The organism is Myxococcales bacterium (assembly GCA_012513515.1).
Lineage (GTDB): Bacteria > UBA10199 > UBA10199 > 2-02-FULL-44-16 > JAAZCA01 > JAAZCA01.
Window position 1 is genome coordinate 1 of the sequence record JAAZCA010000023.1, and the last position, 18337, is coordinate 18337.

Genomic DNA, 18337 nt, shown 5'->3' on the forward strand with positions numbered 1-18337 from the left:
AGAGCACCTGCTTTACACGCAGGGGGTCACAGGTTCGAGTCCTGTAGCGCCCACAAGGGGAGACAAGAAAAATACTTGATTTTAATGCTGTGAGCCCCTATACACGGCGCTCCCTTCGCCGGTAAAGGTTCTCTTGGCTAGGTTTTTTAGGTTCTTTTACAGACAGAAGCTGTACAGCAAGCGGGGCCGTAGTTCAGTTGGTTAGAACGCCTGCCTGTCACGCAGGAGGCCGCGAGTTCGAGTCTCGTCGGCCCCGCTTGCTGTATGCGGATGTTTTTTATAGGGCAAAAATCATGTCACATCGGGACAGGAGGCCGCGAGTTCGAGTCTAGCCCCGTCGTTCGCATCCCGCCGTAGGCGGGATTTGCGACGCCGAGGGTCCGCGACGCTGTAATTCTCGTTCCTTGAAAACAGCGTCGGGATCGGCCCTGTTGGCTGCATGGTTCGGTGTCTGGTCAAGTTTTTCAGTCGCCTCATTCAAGGTGATAAATGCCTGAGCTTTCAATATTAAAATCCCTAATTCTCGGAATACTTCAGGGCGCTACCGAATTTCTTCCAGTCTCCAGTTCCGGGCATCTGGTGATAGCGCAAGATCTCCTTGGGGTCAGACTCGAAGGGGCTCAGATGCTTGCATTTGATGTATGTCTGCATCTCGGGACTTTGTTTGCGGTAGTGGCGGTCTTCTGGCGCGACATAATTGAAATAGTCGTTGGAATATTCAGGCCGACGATGACCAGTATCGATATTGGGGGGCGTCGTCTTTTTCTTCTTCTCGTCGTAGGCACCCTTCCTGCGGTTGTCGCGGTTTGTCTGTTCAGAGATATATTTGAAAATCTGATATCGAATTCGACCGCTGCCGCCACCATGTTGCTAGTCACCGGAACATTTTTATTTCTGACCAGATTTGCCAGGGACTCCGGAGCTCCGCTTTCAATTTGTCGCGCGGTCCTTATAGGCATTGCGCAGGCCTTTGCGATAACCCCTGGGATATCGAGATCCGGCGCCACGATTTCGGCTGCTCTCTTTTCAGGGATCAGCCGCGAAAAGGCGGCGCGCTTTTCATTTTTGCTGGCTCTTCCAGCGATTCTGGGGGCATTCATCCTTCATATAGATGAGCTCGCCGTGCTTTCATTCGACCTGCTTCTTTCCGTCTTTGCTGGAACTGCTGCGGCTGCGGTCACCGGCTTTTTCTGCATCAAGTGGCTGCTTAGGATTATAGTAAGAGGCGGCTTTACCTCATTTGGTTATTATTGCTGGGCGGTCGGCATATCCGTCATAATCTATAAAGTCGTTTCGGACGTTATGTGATTCTTAATTTGAGAAGAGATTTTTGACAAATTCTTGCGATCCAATAATCGTTACATTTTTGAGCTGAGTCCTTTTCGAACTACTGCAATTCCGGAATTTTGAAGATATCGATTCCCTCTGATTCGAGTTCTGCGGCCTCTTCAGGGGTGGCGGTTCCGCGTATGTTTCTTCTCTTGCTCTCGCCCAAGTGGATTTTTATCGCTTCTTCGGAAAATCTTGCTCCCACATCTTCGAAGTTTTTTTCGATCTGGGCCATGATCTGTGCAAGTCCGGAAGGACCTGGTTTTTTGGGAGTTTCAGGCTGTTTGCCGGTGTTGCTGTGTTTGCCGATTCTGACAGGCGCTATTTTCTGTTCTATATTGGTATCGCCGCAGTGCGGGCATGATATCAGCGCCGCTTCGCGTTGCTCTTCGAAGGAAGCGCGGCTCTGAAACCACGATTCGAAGATGTGACCGTTTGAACAGGATATATCTATTGCGTACATGTTTTTTCCTTCCTCGCCGCGCTATATGTGCATCGCTGCAGCTTTTGTCAACCGCTGCGCGGAAAAAAGATTCGAATTTCTCTTGAAAAGTGAACGGCTGCCGTTGTGTAGTGAAACGCTGCAGCTGCTGCCTTTAGGCCTATTGATTTATAAAGGTTTTTTATGGCACGAAAGCTGCTTTGCTATCCGATTGTTTTTTGCCCGGGGCGGTGATAGCTTTTGCCGCCAAAACGGGGTTTTTGCGATGGAAAAATTCTGCAAGTTCATAGCCACCGGTTGTTTCAGCGGATACCTCATGTGGGCGCCGGGGACATGGGGAAGCGGCGTCGGTGTGCTTGTATTCATCCTCGCCTCCAGGCTTGGCTGGGCCTGTTACGTGCTGTTTCTAGCCATAATAATCGCACTGGCGATATGGTCTGCGGACAGATTTGCGGCCATTTCCAAAGAAGAGGATCCGAAGTGCGTCGTCATAGATGAAATTGCAGGTTACCTCGTGACGATGGCCTTTCATGCGCCGACCGCCGCTGCGATTATAACCGGCTTCATACTTTTCAGGTTCTTCGATATTGTAAAACTGTTTCCGGCCTCATGGTTTGAAAAAAAACTTCCCGGCGGTTTGGGGATAGTCATGGATGATGTCATGGCTGGCATCTATGCCAATGCTGCGCTGTTTTTTATAGCATGGGCCTTGTCGTTTGCGGGGATGACGATCTAACGGAGAGATATTTGAGAATCGAAATAATTACAACAGGTGATGAGGTTATGCATGGGACGATACTCGATACCAACGCGCGCTGGATCTCCGAGCGCTGCGTCGTTTTTGGACACGATATTATAAGAAGGTCCTCCGTAAAAGACGACATCGGTGATATAGCCGCCCTTCTTAAAGAGACTGTCGGGCGAGCCGACGCGGTCATAGTCACGGGCGGGCTCGGACCTACTTCCGATGATCTCACCGTAGAAGCCGCAGCGTCGGCGTTTGGCCTTGAACTAGTTTTGGACGAGGATCTTCTTTCCGTGATGAAGGATTTTTTCAGGCGCATAGGCCGCGAGTTTTCATCCAGCAACGAAAAACAGGCACTCATTCCGGAGGGGGGCGAGATACTCTCAAATAGCGTTGGAACCGCTCCCGGAGTGCATCTTCATGCAAGGTCGACAGACTTCTTTTTTCTCCCCGGTGTTCCTCAAGAGCTTTACGCTATGTTCGATGATAGCGTAGCTCCGTGGCTCGCATCGCGCTGTGATTGCTCTCGGGGCGAGATAATCCTTCGCTGTTTCGGCATGCCGGAAGCGCAGATCGATGAGAAACTTCGTGGTATGGAGCTCTTTGGCGCGCGACTCAGCTTTCGCGTGAGTTTTCCGGAGATACTTCTAAAACTGGTAGCCATCGGCAAAAATGAAGATGAGCTCAAAAATATTCTCGATAGATCCTCCTCATCTCTGAAGGGGAGGCTTGGCGATGTGATATATGCTGAAGGGGATTCCTCCCTCTATTCGGTCGTGGGCAGGATGCTTTCCGAGAGAGGGTTTACCATTTCAACCGCCGAGTCATGCACGGGAGGATTGATCGCAAGTTCAATCACGGATGTTGCCGGTTCGAGCGACTATTTTGAAAGGGGTTTTGTGGTCTACAGCAATGAAGCGAAGATCGAGCTTTTGGGAGTAAGCGAGGATATCCTTCGCCTCCACGGGGCTGTATCTCCGCAGACCGCTATTGCGATGGCCGAAGGGGCCAGGCGTCTCTCTGCATCGGATTATGCGGTGGCGGTCACGGGAATAGCGGGGCCCGGTGGAGGTACCCCGGAAAAGCCTGTAGGGCTGGTTTATATCGCAATTTCAGCCGTCGAAGGGACTAGGGCCTTTAAATACAATTTCAACAGGGACAGGCTTTCGTTCAAGAGCATAGCAGCGGCTACGGCTATAGACTTGGTGAGGCAGCACCTCGTCGGAAAATTAAGTTTGACTGGTGAGTTGAAATAAATTCTTATCCGTAGGAGCACGGAGATTGTCTTTTCCATCTCCGGTGGTTCGAAAAGCGGGTGTCAAAAGATGAAGATACGGTCATTTCTTGCATTTGATATTTCCGATGAGATGAGAGGGGAACTCTCTTCGCTTATCACTTTTTTTTCAGGGAAAATTTCGGGGATTAAATGGATGAAGCCTGAGCTTCTCCATGGAACTCTGAGGTTCTTCGGCGATGTAGAGGAAAATATTTTATTCGGCGATGTCTCAAGGGTTGTTGAATACGAACTCAGGCACCAGTCCCCTTTGAGGCTTTCAGGGCATGGCGTGGGGGTATTCCCGAACTGGCGTTATCCAAGCATCATATGGGCTGGACTTCAGGGGGATACCGAACCCATGATCGGTCTATACTCACGCCTGGAAGAGGCCTTTCGCGACTTCGGCTTCAAAGAGGATAAGAGAGCATTTCGAATGCATCTGACTCTAGGCAGGGCGAAGGGGAACTTTGGCGGTGCAAAGGATTTTATCAGGGTGCTCGAGAAGATGTCCGATGCAGAGTTCGGTGAGACCGTGGTCGATTCCCTTACTCTGTATAAAAGCGAGTTGACCAGGAATGGGCCGATATACACGGTCATCAGAAAGTTTGCCTTCGGGCCGAAGAGATGATCCTGTGTCATTTGTGCGGTCCGAAAAATGTTCGCTTTTTGGCTTAAAAATTTCAAAAGGAGGAAGTTTATATGAGCAACGAAGTGCAGATGCCTGACAACAGGGAAAAAGCCATAGGTCTTGCGGTGGCCAGCATAGAGAAGCAGTTCGGAAAGGGGGCGATCATGCGCCTCGGCAAAGATGAGCCTCTTGTTACCGGTCTCGATGCTATATCTACCGGTTCCATTTCGCTCGACATAGCCTTGGGCATAGGCGGTTTGCCGCGCGGCAGGGTGGTGGAGATATTCGGGCCGGAATCCTCCGGCAAAACTACGCTTGCCTTGCAGGTTGTAGCGCACGCCCAGGCGCAGGGGAACGTTGCTGCATACATAGACGCAGAACATGCCCTCGATGTGGAATATGCAAGGAAGTTAGGTGTGAGGACCGAAGATCTCCTCATCAGTCAGCCTGACAGCGGGGAACAGGCTTTAGAAATCGCGGATACGCTCGTTCGCTCCGGCGCAATTGGCGTGCTCGTTGTCGATTCGGTTGCAGCCCTTGTTCCCAGGGCCGAGCTGGAAGGGGAGATGGGCGATGCACAGATGGGCGCGCAGGCAAGGCTCATGAGCCAGGCCCTCCGTAAACTCACCTCCACGATATCGAAGTCCAAGACGATGGTCGTTTTCATCAACCAGATTAGGATGAAGATCGGCGTCATGTTCGGGAATCCTGAAACGACCACCGGTGGAAATGCGTTGAAGTTCTATTCCTCGGTTCGTCTCGACATCAGAAGAATTTCCCCCATTAAACAGGCCGAAGAGATCGTCGGTTCGAGGACTCGCGTAAAGGTAGTGAAAAATAAGGTCGCCCCGCCGTTCAGACAGGCGGAATTCGATATACTCTATGGGCAGGGGGTTTCGCGTGAGGGGGATGTTCTCGATCTGGCCGCCGACATGGGGCTGATAGAAAAAAGTGGTGCGTGGTACACATGCGGCGAAGATCGGATAGGGCAGGGGCGTGAAAACGCGAGGCAGTACCTGAAGGAAAACCCGAAGCTGCTCCAAAGATTGGAGAAGGCGATACTTGAAAAGCACGGGATAGTCAGGCATGTGAAGGCGGGTACCGGGGCGGTCTCAGCTGAAAAAACGCCGACCGCTGCGAAGGGCAAGGAAGGGAATAAATAGTTTTTAACTATTATTATGGCCTCAAGGGGTCGCCTTCCGATCTGGAGGCGGCCCTTTTTGAAATTTTCGGGTCCTTGTCATTTTTTATCTTCGGTGATAGGGTGCTCCATCGGTTTATGCGGTATAACACATTGATAATAAAAGACTTTTAGGGTGGAAATATGACCGGTTTTAAGATCAGGGAGAGCTTCCTTAAATATTTTGAAAAGAACGGGCATGCAAGAGTGAAGTCGAGTTCGCTTGTGCCTGCCAATGACCCAACGCTGTTTTTCACAAATGCCGGAATGGTGCAGTTCAAGGATCTATTTCTCGGCGAGGATAAGCGCGACTATCGCCGCGCCTGTTCTTCTCAAAAGTGCATGCGCGTTTCCGGGAAGCATAACGACCTGGAAAACGTCGGGCATACGCCGCGGCATCACACATTTTTTGAAATGCTCGGCAACTTCAGCTTTGGGGATTATTTCAAGGAGGAGGCGATCGCCTTCGCTTGGGATTTTCTTACGAAGGAAATTTCGCTTGATCCGAAGAATATGTATGTCACGGTCTTTCGCGACGATGACGAGGCCGAGAAGCTTTGGCTGAAGCATGTTTCGAAGGATAGAGTTTTTCGCCTCGGCGAGAAGGACAACTTCTGGGCTATGGGTGATACCGGTCCATGTGGTCCGTGCTCCGAGATTATTTGGGATTTTGGAAAAGGGCATGTGAGAGCTGAGGATTTGGATACGACTAGATTCATGGAGCTATGGAATCTAGTCTTCATGCAGTTTTCTCGCGATGCATCTGGGGAGATGTCACCTCTGGCAGCCCCTTCGATAGATACCGGGATGGGGCTTGAGCGCCTTGCGGCAGTTCTTCAGGGTTTTAAATCCAACTGGGAGACCGATATATTCCTTCCGATCATCAAGGTCGTCAGCGAGGTGAGTGGCCATCGCATCGGCGAAAGCGATGAGAGCGATATCGCCATGCGCGTGATAGCCGATCACGTGCGAGGTTCGGTATTTCTCGTGGGGGATGGGGTGACTCCCTCGAACGAGGGGCGCGGTTACGTGCTTCGCAGGATACTGAGGCGCGCGGTGAGGTACGGCAAACGCCTTGGAATTGACGAGCCCTTTCTGACTTCGCTAATCCCTATTATAGTTGATGAGATGGGGAGCGCCTATCCGGATCTGATTTTACACAAGAGTTTCATAGAGAAGGTCATCGGTACTGAGGAAGGGCGTTTCTATCAAACTCTCGATAATGGCCTTGAACTCCTAAAGGATGCCATGGCGTGTTCTCGTGATAAAGTTATTCCGGGGGAGGTTGCCTTCAAGCTCTACGACACCTTCGGTTTTCCTCTCGATGTGACGCGTATGATCGCTGCCGAGAGCGGTTTTGTCGTCGATGAGGGCGGTTTTGAAAAGAAGATGTCAGAGCAGCGCGAACGGGCGCGTGCCAGCTGGAAGGGCTCAGGAGAAAATGGAGTGTGCTCTATTTACAAAAAACTTGTAGCCGATGGCGTGTCGAGTTCCTTCGTAGGTTATTCGAATGAAACCGCAGATGGCGAAATTCTAGCGATACTGAAAGATGGCGTTCGTGTGAAAGAGGCGCATGAGCATGAAGATGTCTATATGATAACGTCGGAAACTCCATTTTATGGTGAGTCCGGCGGGCAAGTCGGCGACCGCGGAACCGGAATAGTCGAAGGCGGTGAGGTGGAAATTATCGATACGAAAAAACCACTGCCTGATCTGATCGTTCATCACTGCAGGGTGCAAAAGGGAAAGATTTCAGAGGGGATGAAGATAACCCTTGTGATCGACATGGAATCCAGGAGATCGACCAGGTGCAACCATACCGCAACCCATCTTCTTCATCGCGCGCTTCGTGAGGTTTTGGGCGAACATGTGAAACAGGCCGGCTCTCTGGTTATGCCGGAAAGGCTCCGCTTCGATTTTTCTCATTTCCACGCATTGACCCATGAGGAACTTCGTGAAGTCGAACGCCATGTCAACGCGACGATCAGACAGAATATTCCGGTGCTTACCTACGATCTTGAATACGACGAAGCGGTAAGGCGCGGCGCGCTCGCCTTTTTCGGTGAGAAGTACGGTGATCGCGTCAGGATGATAGATGTGTCCGGTCATTCGTCTGAGCTCTGCGGAGGGACGCATGTCAACATGACCGGCGAGATCGGGATGTTCAAAATTCTCTCGGAGTCCTCCGTAGCGGCTGGCGTCAGAAGAATCGAGGCGGTGACCGGAATCGGAGCGGAGGATTACATCGACGCCATCTACGACGAGAGAAAGGAGATCGCAGCGATACTGAAAGCATCTCCGGCTGAGATCGTCGATCGCGTAAGAAAACTGGACGAGAGGGTTTCCTCGCTGGAAAGGGAGCTCAAGAAGGCGCTTACCTGCGCTGCGCAAAGCGTAAGCAAGGACTTCTTACAATCCGCGGAAGATTTCGGCTCCTTTAAGGCGATCATAGCGAAGTCTGACGTCGCCGACAGAAAAATACTTGGAGAGCTTGCAGAAAAATACAGGGACAGACTCGGAACCGGTGCGGTTCTGCTGGCATCGGTTTCCGACGGCCGTGTGACCCTTATATCTGCGGTCTCTAAACAGCTCTCTGCAAAGATAAAGGCCGGTGAGATAGTCAGGATGGCATCCGAGGTGCTTGGCGGAAAAGGTGGAGGTCGCCCCGATTTTGCGCAGGGGGGCGGTGCAGATTCTTCAAAACTCGATCAGGCATTTAAAAAAATCAGGGAATATCTCAAGGGGGCAGGGGGCTGAGCCCCTGTTTTGCGTGATTTCCGCGTAAAACTTTCTTGACAGAAGGAGGGCTGTTTTGCGAAAGAAACTCTCTTTCAACGTATCATGCAGGAGGCTTTTATGGTTCAGGCGAACAGGATAAGGGTGGGGTCTGTCATCATATTCGATGGCGAGCTTGCGCGTGTCTTGAGCGTTACACACCTCACTCCTGGAAATCTCAGGGCGATGGTTCAGGCCAAGATGCGCAAGCTGAAGAGCGGCCTTCAGTTTGAACATCGGTTTCGCGCGACCGAAGATGTTGAGACGGCGCATCTGGAGGAACATGAGATGGAATATCTCTACGATGACGGAGACAGATACCATCTCATGAACACATCCACATTTGAGCAGATCGAGATGGATCATGAGATGTTTGGCGACGCCATAAAATATGTGCTTCCGAACAACAAGGTGATGGTTACCTTCTACGAGGGGAGCGCTGTAGGAATAGATCTTCCAAAGGTAGTGAGTCTGAAAGTGATAGAGGCCGAGCCCTCCATCAAGAAGCAGACTGCGACTGGGTCATATAAAAAATGCACAGTTGAAACAGGTCTGGTGGTTATGGTTCCTCCGTTTGTCGAAGTTGACGACATGATCAAGATCAATACCGAAACGGGCGAATATCTGGAAAGGGGATAAGACTAGCAAGTTCTTTTCTTATCTGAACCAGCCCGGCTTGTTTGAAGAAACTTCAAATTGTCGTAGTATTTTTGAGATGGATGTCGCAGGCGGATAAATTCAGGAATTTAAGAAATATTTTACGGCCTGCCACGCCCTTTCCAACCTGATATCTTCAGATTCAAAACGTGCTTCGTAGTGAAGAAGCGATCCCATGATATGTCTTAGCAGTAAGTTGCGCCCTTCTTTTATTGCTGGCAGGTCCCTTTCAATGCACCTAAATGCCTCTTCAAGTTCGGCTTCCGCTAATCTTGTTAGGTATGACGCATGAGAATCATTTTGGCCTATTTTTGTAGTCCTGAGTGCTACTATTACGGGATAACCTTGGTCCATGTAGAATATATAGTTGCCAAAAGTAGGGTAGTGTCTCATATCATAGTTTGCCATGAGTAACGCGGAAAGTACCGCGGTTTTCCCATCGCATTCATCCCCAGTCAGGATCATGCGCTCCTTAAGAGTGTCGAATCTTGCAGATTCATCCAGCGAGGTGACCTCTCTTATGGTCTGAGCTAATGATCTGTCCTTTGTGAACGAATCAGCATCGGCGACTCCTATGTCGGTCATTTTAATTCCCGCCTCTGAAAATCTTTGACGCGCCGTCGTTATTAATGGGTTGTCTGTTTTGGCATCAACTATTTTTCTGTAGAGAAAATGAAAATTTTTGTGCCTCTGACAGTTCGTTGTAAATCCATGCCCTTTGTCGAATATGCCCATGTTGGAGTCGGCAGGTACGTAACCGAGCCCTAGAGTTGTTGGGGGATAAAATCCTGCACCAGAAAAATTCGCAATCTTTGTAGCGGCTTGTGGAAATGTAAGAGGTCTAAGCATTTGCTCTCCTGTATAACGCTGCTGTTTAGCAGTACTTGCCAATTGATCTATTATTCTCTTTGGCACTATTCGGCATAATCACCAAAAAAGTTGCTATCTGAGTTTGCGTTGCTGTCGGGGAGAGGTATGTAGGAAGGTTGCTACCGAATCAAGTTTGCCAACCTAAAAATTACTCCTTTAAAACAAATAGTTAGCTTGATTGTCGGATGGGATTCAAGTCGAAGGAGGAGGGAGTTAATCTCGGCTTCAAGGAACCTCTGAAAAGCTAGAGGCAACAATAACCTCGACCATGGACAATTGGCCATCGACCAAAACATCAAGAAGCTAGAATCTAGAAGTGAGAAACGAGATTTCTACAGGCGAGGTTTTTCTAGCTTCTAGCTTCTGTTTTTCCCAGTCACGGTTGTTGCGGGATCCCCGATTACACCACTCGGGGATGACAACCTTCTCGTCATTCGGGGATGACAATCACGCCGTCATTCCCGCATGCTGTAAGCCACCGCTACCGCGGGGTTCCGACCGTTCACCAGTTACGAGTTACCAGTCACGGTCGTTGCGGGGATGGCAAGCGCATAGCTTTTAGAGATGCCTTGAATTTGCTGATTTTTCAGAGGTTACTTAATTCATTCTCATTCCGCAGCCGCCACCTTCGGAATCTTCGGACATGTCCCCTGATTCGATGGGGATATTGGTGAAGGTGACCATCATGGTCGGTCCGGATACCGGCGCCCCTATGACGCTGGCGCTTTCTCCGCTTGTGCTGCCAACGGCCTTTACCTTTGTGCCTTCGCTTATGGATATCTGGTATGTATAGATCTCTGTGGCGCCCTGATTTAGGGCGCTGCATCCCATGTACATGGATGTCAGCGTCGTGCAGGCGACAAGAACGAGGCCGAAGCGCTTGCAGCGCCTCATCGTCAAAGCTGTTATTGTGATGGCTATGAGTATCATCGGAACTGAGGCTGGATGGTGCCCACTCGATGATCGAGGAGCTATCGTCATCTGAACTTCCGAATTACTGCCATATTCAAACTCGTAGACGACAAGCCATCTGTTGTTCGATCCCTTGGCGATGATCTCGTTTATGTCGCTGAAGTCGATAGTGCCTTCTTTTCCATTATATGAAACCGTAGCGTTTATCTTTCTGTCACCAGCGTCAAGAACGCCGTCCGCATTGACGTCTTCATACAGCGAGACGGACTTAGGATCTATCTGTCCAACTCCAGTTCCAGATGCCGAGAGGGTGAGCGATTGCACCTTCAAATCTTCTTCCGTGGAAGCTGAGAGTTTGAGGGAGAGCAGCACCATTTTTTCAGGATCCACGAAGCTGTTTTCGGATATCTCGAGCTGTTCTATGCGCAGCGTTCGACCCAGCGTTCGGATCAGGTCAAAGGATGTCACAACGGCGCTGCCATTTCTAAGGTTGCAGACGAGCTCTTTAGTGCCGTTTAAGTTCGCGTCGACAAGCGCCATATTGAGGCCGAGCCATCCCTCTTCGACGGTTCCATAAATTATGTTGCTGCCGGAGTAGTCCGCAATGTCTATTTCTTCCGGCAGATCAGGCGTCCCATATACGATGTAGATCGCTCCTGCATTGTGCGTTGCTCCAAATTCGCCGTCTCCAGCCGGAGCGCCTATGATGATATCATCATATTTATCTCCTGTGATATCGCCGACAAGGACGACTCTTCCACACTCTTCTCCGCTTTTTGCGCAGGCTATTCTTACGTCGTAGAGGTTTGAATCCCTTGCGCCCGACATCATTGCGTTTCCGAGAAATACATAAATATATCCTGCCTCGGGATCTCCGACGACGGTGTCTGTATGCCCGTCGCCATTTATATCGCCATTTGCGATGTTGGTAGGATCTGGCATCTCTTCCGGCGAAAGCGTAGTTGCTGACATCGACGATACCGTGAAAGCTTTCGAATGGCCGACATCCACGCGTTCTCCGCTCAGGCTGTAATTGGACTGAGATACGCTGCCGAGTGAAATTGCTCCAAGGTCGTGAAATCCTGATGCGTCGACAGCCCTTCCATAGCTGGAGAGAAGGGTGAAGATGGAATAGATATCTGAGTCGGAATATCCTCCTTGGATCAGGTCGCGCGTGACGTCGATCGACATGCTGAATTTACCAAGCGCCGTCATATTGATCGTTGGGCCTTCGGAGTAACCTATATCCTCATCGCTCATCGAAGCTCTGCTTCCAACGATGCGGGACTTCCTTATGTCGTCGGCGGATCCTGATATCCTGAACTGCATCATATCTTCCGAGATCTGTGTGTTGGAAGGTATAAGGTTGCCGCCCGATAGTCCCACTATGTATCCTTCGCTGCCTGAGAATACCTTGGTAACGATGTCGTCGGTACCGTCATCGTTGAAATCCAGGATCTCAAGTCCTGATCCGAGGTGAGATCCTTCCGAGGCTCCCGATACCTTGTCGATGTCGAACCGTTCATCTCCGGAGATGTTTATTATCGGTGCGCCGTTCGTGGAGGAGTAGTTCTCTATCTGTTCGCTGTTGAGACGGACTATTGCTCCGCGCTCGTTGTCGTAGGTTGGCAGGCCGAATACGTATTGGGCCTGTCCTGCGAAGCCGGATGATGCCTTTTTCATGCTTATATCTCCGGCGGTGATGATGTTCGATGGAATCGATATGGAGAAGAGATGCTTCGCTGTTGACGGGCTGCCGAGATTCAATATTGAACCTTTGGGGTCTATCGCTGCTATCGTAGTGGTTGTAATCGCTGACGTTGATCCATCAACTTCCTCATCTTCGTCGGAATCCTGATCATATGTGTTCGCATGGTCGTAGGTGATGACGGTATCTCCCGATTGTCCCAACACCCACATTGGTACTGTGCCCATTTCAGATTCCCTGGAATCAGGAACCACCATCAAAGCTACGGAATGAGGTGCGGATTTGCCAAAACTGTTTTCGACTACGAGATCGAAGGTGAGAGCCATCGCCGTCCCGTGTTCGACCTGAGGAGCTGTGAAACTCGGCTGGATAGCCGATTGGCTGTTGTTGTCCGACAGTTCGAGAGCGGTTCCGCCCGTCTGTGTCCAATGGTAAACGAGCCCCTTCTTCGATAGAACCGATTCTCCCTTGTCGTTGAGCGCAGGCTGGTAGGAGTTGGATCCGTCAAGATGGGTTTGTTTTCCTGATGCAACTACCTTCTCGAGAACGCAAACTCCACCGGTCTTCTGCAGTTCGCCGAAGCATGCCCTTGCTGTGGGCTTTCCTGAAGAGACCGCTTTATCGTCTATGTCCGAAGGTCTTGCAGCATCGGGATCATTTACCCTCTCGATCTCATCTTTGCACTGCGATTCGGAGCTAACGGCCAGTATGGTTCTTGCAGCAGATGCGTTCAGCCCTCCGGCATCAGTTACTGTAAATACCAATGTCGTCACGCCGGTCGACTGCGGAGCCCACGAGAATGATTTACTATTTGAGGCATAATCGGCAAATGACGATCCTGACGGTGATGGGGATAGTGTTATGGATAGGCTGTCTCCAGCATCGGGGTCGGTTCCATTCACTACCATGTTCACACGCTCCCTCAACGCCACGCATATGTGGCCGTTTTCATCGGCAGCCGGAGTTGAATACACCCTGATGGAAGGAGCACGGTTGATATTGGAAACGGTTATCACCACGCTTATTGTGTCTGAAAGAGAAGGTGTCCCGGAATCATCGGCCCTGATCATGGCTATGTACGATCCTAGGTCATTTTCAGTCGGCGTCCATGTGAACGTGCGAGTCGAAGCATTGTACGAGGCTGCCTGAGGAAGCGCCTTGTAGTTTCCTATTGCTGTTGAGCTCATGCTCGTTGTCAGGTCATCGCCGTCAGGATCGCTCACAGAAACCTGGAACGTGATGGTTTCGTTTTCCGCTGCGGTCAGGTTGGGTATGCTTTCTATCACAGGCGGGCGGTTGGTATTGGAGACGGTTATGGCTATAGGCAGAGTTGACGAGAGAGATGGACTGCCATTATCGGTAGCTTCGATGTTTACGCAGTGGAAGCCTGCATCGTCATAGCCAGGCGTCCAGGTGAATGTGAAAGTCGTGTCGCTGGTCCTCGTTATCATCGCGCCTGATGGGACAGAACATGCGGTTCCTATCAACTCTCCTTGTACTGCGGAGAAGCCTAGAGATACTGCGTCGCCGTCCGGATCGGACGCTGTTATCGTGAAGGACAGGGTCTCTCCTTCTGCGACATTTTTGGCTTGGACAGGCGATATCTCCGGGGCCCTGTTTGACTGTACCACGGTGACATGGAGGTTTCTTTCGTCGTATCCGCCGTGTCCGTCGTCGACCCCTATTGTTGCGGAATAAACTCCCTCATCATCGTAGCCGGTGGCCCATGAGAATGAAAAATCGTTGCCCGATTGAGTAAAGCGAGTGCATATCTCATCGCTGCCGTTGCAGTCCCACGTGAGGTCGTCAAGGTCGGCGTCGTCCGCGGTAAGTGTGAACTCTACGGTGTCAGACTCGCTGGCGATTATGTCTTCAACATCCGATATTATCGGGGGTGTGTTGTCTACGAGCTGAGGTGCGCTTGAGTATTCATCCCCGGAATGGAGGCCGTCGCTCGGGACCGTCGAGAAAATTACCCACTTGTGTGAGTCATCGGGGGCTGAAAGCGTGTAAACGCTGCTACCGTCTGTGCCTGTTATTTCCTCGTATTCTCCGTCTTGGGCGGAGGAGCGCTTCCAAACTACAACCGTTCCATCCTCCTCGTCGCCGTTTGCGTCAGAGAATTTATAGGTAGCGGTTAGTTCTCCGCCTATCAGCATCGTTCCCGACACCGTGATTTCCTTCGCTACAGGGGGTTGGTTTTCGATTACGATGCAGTCTGAAAAAGCCGATGTTCCGCTAGAGCCTGTGCTTTGGGTGACTGTAAATATTGTTCCAGGATCATTATACACATCAACTAAGGTGAAACTCCAGTTGCCTTCCTCATCCGCTGATGTGGTGCCCAGATAAGTTATTCCCTCGCAGTTTTCGGCATCGTCGGCGATATAGATGTCGATCATTCCGCCCGACCTGACAGGCGCGCCTGAAAGGCTCATCATATCGTGCAGTGGTGTCTCGAGATCGTTCTGCGCTAGATCGGAGGGGGCCAGGATTCCATCGTTGCTTCCCTCCGCAATTACTATCCCATTTCCGGAGTTGGAGTATATGGAGTTTAGTCTTACCAAGTTGCCTGTGGTAGCGGCGCCGGAGACTTTGATGCCGGCTACGCTGTTGTAGGCTATTATGTTCCTTTCGAATAAATCGTTATTTCCATCGAAGTCGGCCCCTATTATGTTGGATGTCGACCCATCGCTGATGAGTATACCTACGTCATTTGCTGTCGGAGTTGTTTCGTCGGACGATACTCCTATGATATTGTTCTGGATCTTGTTGTTGCCTGAAGCTTCGCCGGATATTATGATTGCGTTGCGACACCCCTGTATCACCAGCCCCTTAATTGTGTTGGCAGATCCAAGTTCAAAACAGTCGACCGTTCTCGTATCGCCTGTGTTTGCACCGCTCACCACTATGTCGTGCGAGTGTCCGTTGGCCTCGCCGTCAATCGTTATTCCTTCCGCAACGGAGAGCGGCGAAGAGAGTATTATATTTCCTGAAATCGCGCTGTGAAAGGTAATCCTATCCCCGGCGGATGCTGAAGCAAGTGCCTGTCTGAGCGTACAGTACTGCAGGTAGCACTGGCCATCATCGTCGCCGAGTTCATTTACGACTATTTCAGGTCCATCCTGGACTGTGGTTTCGAGGACTATATTTTTGTTTGCGCTCAGCGAACCGGTTGTGCCAGGAATAGGCAGCGTCAAGATTGCATCATTGCCCGCTTCGTCGCGAACCGTTGCGCCGACGAGGGAGATTGCATCGGTCGAAGCATAGTCGAGGTCATCGCTTGTGTCGCCGTCCTGCACAATGTAGCGGAAGGTCAAGGCGCTGCTTCCGCTGCCACTTAAGTATGTAGCCTCTCGGTCCGTTTCTCCCGTCTCCATTGTAATTGTAGGGACTCCACCTTCGACAAAGACCGGTTCGCTGAATGTTACGACGATGTCGATGCCGTCGCCGACTATGTAGATCCCGTCGTCAGAGTCGGATGAGACGTTCGTAACGGTTGGCGATTTTCTATCGGCTAGCGTTTTTGCGCCTGACGTCTCGGTGATAGACATCGGGTTTCCGGCGGCATCATACACGGAGGTTGCATCGGCCGGGGTGATTTCTATAGATTCGCTGCCGCTTGGCGTTCCATCCACGAATATATGAAACCTTATGGAGCTTTCGCCGCCTTCGAGGGCTTCTCCTGCAAGATTCGATATGCCGACTATGGATGCCGAGAGAGCGCTTCCGTCATTGCGTGTGAAGTTGATTGTAAAGTCATCGGTTTCCACGGCGCCAGATCCGTTTGCATTGCCGAATATGCCCTCGCTTGCGGTGAGGTTTAGATACAAGTTATCAGAGGTTAGCGCCGCGCCGGTAATCGACGGTGCAACCGTGTCCTTGGTCCATGTGGCCTCGGTAGCAGAATCAAAGCCCTGCCAGTTTCCGACTACGTCCCTGCTGATTACGCACAACCTTATAGATCCGTCAGGGATGCCGGAGATATCCGAAGTTATTTTGAGGCCGGCTGATTGTTCCGAGCTGTATCCTTCTTCAACAGAACACGATGTCGAACCCGCGGCCCCAACCTTGTGTCTGTAGTGGCTGACGCCATCGCCCGATATTGTGACATCGAGTGATATCGCTTTGCTTGAACCGGAAGGTGTCCCGGATAGCGAGGCGATCGGTGCGGTTGTCTTGTTGGTCCACGAGTGCGATGTCGGATCTGTCTGAATGTTTCCAGCTTCATCGCGTCCTCGTACGCAGAGGATCTTTTCGCCGTCCTCTCCTATTTCAGATGTTATAGGAGTGGATACGACCGTCCATTCGCCGTAGGAGGCCGCAGAACAATTTTCTGCGCCCGTAAGAAGGTCGTAGCTGTATTCCAAAACTCCAATGCCGCCTACTGACACATTCAGAGATGTGTCATTGGAAGGATTGGATGGCGCACCACTTATTGTCGCAATCGGTGCGCTTGTGTCTACGGTGAGAGTAAAATGCCCGTTCTCCGACCAGTTGCCTGCATCGTCTCTCTCCTGCACGTAGAGGGTGTGTTCATCATCTGCAAGATCGGATTCAGGTGTGAAGCTAGTTGCGGTTGTTTCTTCGCTCCAGACGCCATTGTTCAGATGATATCTGAATGTTCCGTTTCCACCGCCGCCTGTAGACCAACTCCATGTAGGAGTCGCATCACCGGTGATGGAGGCGATCGATGTTACCGCAGGTGCGAGAGGGGGAACCGTGTCTATGACGATATTCTTGACGTCGGAGATGTTGCCGCCTTGCGGTATCGCAAGAGAAGCATCATTACCAGCTTCGTCGGTCAGGGTTGCAAGTATAGAGAGTGTAACAGATGACGCTGCGAGGTCGGCGCTTTCATCGCCATCCTGAACTGTGTATATTCCGGAGCCCTGAGTTTCATTGACTATCTCTGTTATTACCACGGTGCGATCGACAGCTCCGGTTTCAAGGGTTATCGTCAGGTCGCCGCCGACCAAGGTGACATTTTTAGAGAAGTTGACTATAACCTCTATCTGATCGCCAGACTTGTAGTGACCGTCATCTGCGCTGGAGGTTATATGCAATATGGTTGGTACCGATGTGTCTATCGTCGTTGAGAAAGATCCGCTTGCCGACCAGTTTCCTGCTGAGTCGCGTTCTTGGACGTACAGGGTGTGGGTTCCATCCTCCAGATTCAATTCAGGAGTGTATGAGGTAGATTCCGTTTCAATCCATTCGCCAGCTTCCGTATTCATCTGATAACGGAATGTTCCGTTTCCTGTTGTGTCTCCGGCGATCCATGACCAAGTCGTCCTTTGGTTATTGGTAAGTGCAGAGCCGGATACAACCGGTGCAGCGGGCGGAGTCGTGTCTATCACTATCGCTCTGCCCGAGAAGTTCGAAACAGGAACGGATAGAGTAACTTCATTGCCGGCGGCATCGCTGACTGTCGCGCCTGGTGAAAGGGCAAAGGATGAAACAGCGAGGGCGGCGCTTGTGTCGTTGGCACGAACTACGTATGTCCCCGTTCCAATATTGCTGTTGGATAACTCTGCTATCTCGAACGTACCATCGGTATTTAGCGTAACTATGATTCCACCGCCAGAGAGCGTGACATTCTTGTTGAAGCCGACCCGTACCTCGATTGAAGTCCCCTCCCTATAGTGGCCATCTTCGATTGGCGACGTGATAGATGTTATGACCGGAAGAACCGTATCCAACGTGATGGAGTCTGATGCAACTGCCGACTCGTTACCTGCGAGATCTCTGAACTTGACGGTTACGCTCTTGACGCCATCCCCGGATGTGAGAGTTACCCCTCCGGTCGTCGCGTAAT

Annotated in this window: 10 protein-coding genes and 1 tRNA gene; 8 read left to right on the top strand and 3 right to left on the bottom strand. The window is 51.0% G+C overall.

The features are described from left to right. Positions 1-182: 182 nt before the first annotated feature. Together GX659_05130 and GX659_05135 are read left to right on the top strand one after the other, a co-directional pair. Positions 183-256 (top strand) — tRNA-Asp (locus GX659_05130). A gap of 233 nt (positions 257-489) precedes the next feature. Further along, positions 490-1308: an undecaprenyl-diphosphate phosphatase gene (locus tag GX659_05135; protein ID NLD28172.1), complete on the top strand. Its 819-nt coding sequence runs from the start codon at positions 490-492 to the stop codon at positions 1306-1308. A gap of 79 nt (positions 1309-1387) precedes the next feature. On the opposite strand, the gene GX659_05140 is transcribed toward GX659_05135, so the two are convergent. After that, positions 1388-1792, bottom strand: a complete 405-nt coding sequence (locus GX659_05140; GenBank protein ID NLD28173.1) for a DUF1178 family protein — start codon at positions 1790-1792, stop codon at positions 1388-1390. A 244-nt stretch (positions 1793-2036) separates the two neighbouring features. Here GX659_05140 and GX659_05145 point away from each other — a divergent pair, with 244 nt between their 5' ends. The 6 genes from GX659_05145 (at position 2037) to efp (ending at position 9014) form a co-directional block, all read left to right on the top strand. Further along, entirely contained in the window at positions 2037-2507 is a 471-nt protein-coding gene (locus tag GX659_05145; protein ID NLD28174.1) for a phosphatidylglycerophosphatase A, read from the top strand. A gap of 11 nt (positions 2508-2518) precedes the next feature. Further along, entirely contained in the window at positions 2519-3772 is a 1254-nt protein-coding gene (locus tag GX659_05150; protein ID NLD28175.1) for a competence/damage-inducible protein A, read from the top strand. 69 nt (positions 3773-3841) lie between these two features. Next, positions 3842-4420: an RNA 2',3'-cyclic phosphodiesterase gene (gene thpR / locus GX659_05155; GenBank protein NLD28176.1), complete on the top strand. Its 579-nt coding sequence runs from the start codon at positions 3842-3844 to the stop codon at positions 4418-4420. Between the two features lie 71 nt (positions 4421-4491). Further along, positions 4492-5583, top strand: coding sequence for a recombinase RecA (gene recA, locus GX659_05160; protein ID NLD28177.1), 1092 nt, complete (start codon positions 4492-4494; stop codon positions 5581-5583). Between the two features lie 161 nt (positions 5584-5744). After that, positions 5745-8357 carry an alanine--tRNA ligase gene (gene alaS / locus GX659_05165; GenBank protein NLD28178.1) on the top strand — a complete coding sequence of 871 codons (2613 nt, stop codon included), beginning with the start codon at positions 5745-5747 and terminating at the stop codon, positions 8355-8357. 99 nt (positions 8358-8456) lie between these two features. Continuing rightward, positions 8457-9014: an elongation factor P gene (gene efp / locus GX659_05170; GenBank protein NLD28179.1), complete on the top strand. Its 558-nt coding sequence runs from the start codon at positions 8457-8459 to the stop codon at positions 9012-9014. Positions 9015-9113: 99 nt separating this feature from the next. On the opposite strand, the gene GX659_05175 is transcribed toward efp, so the two are convergent. Next, positions 9114-9881 carry a hypothetical protein gene (locus tag GX659_05175; GenBank protein NLD28180.1) on the bottom strand — a complete coding sequence of 256 codons (768 nt, stop codon included), beginning with the start codon at positions 9879-9881 and terminating at the stop codon, positions 9114-9116. 618 nt (positions 9882-10499) lie between these two features. Continuing rightward, the coding region (locus tag GX659_05180) for a hypothetical protein (protein NLD28181.1) at positions 10500-18337 on the bottom strand (7838 nt) is incomplete at its 5' end.

Bases quoted from the DNA above. Each gene is read 5' to 3' on its own strand.
- GX659_05135 (NLD28172.1), top strand. From the start codon at position 490: ATGCCTGAGCTTTCAATATTAAAATCCCTAATTCTCGGAATACTTCAG.
- GX659_05140 (NLD28173.1), bottom strand. From the start codon at position 1,792: ATGTACGCAATAGATATATCCTGTTCAAACGGTCACATCTTCGAATCG.
- GX659_05145 (NLD28174.1), top strand. From the start codon at position 2,037: ATGGAAAAATTCTGCAAGTTCATAGCCACCGGTTGTTTCAGCGGATAC.
- thpR (NLD28176.1), top strand. From the start codon at position 3,842: ATGAAGATACGGTCATTTCTTGCATTTGATATTTCCGATGAGATGAGA.
- recA (NLD28177.1), top strand. From the start codon at position 4,492: ATGAGCAACGAAGTGCAGATGCCTGACAACAGGGAAAAAGCCATAGGT.
- alaS (NLD28178.1), top strand. From the start codon at position 5,745: ATGACCGGTTTTAAGATCAGGGAGAGCTTCCTTAAATATTTTGAAAAG.
- efp (NLD28179.1), top strand. From the start codon at position 8,457: ATGGTTCAGGCGAACAGGATAAGGGTGGGGTCTGTCATCATATTCGAT.
- GX659_05175 (NLD28180.1), bottom strand. From the start codon at position 9,881: ATGCTTAGACCTCTTACATTTCCACAAGCCGCTACAAAGATTGCGAAT.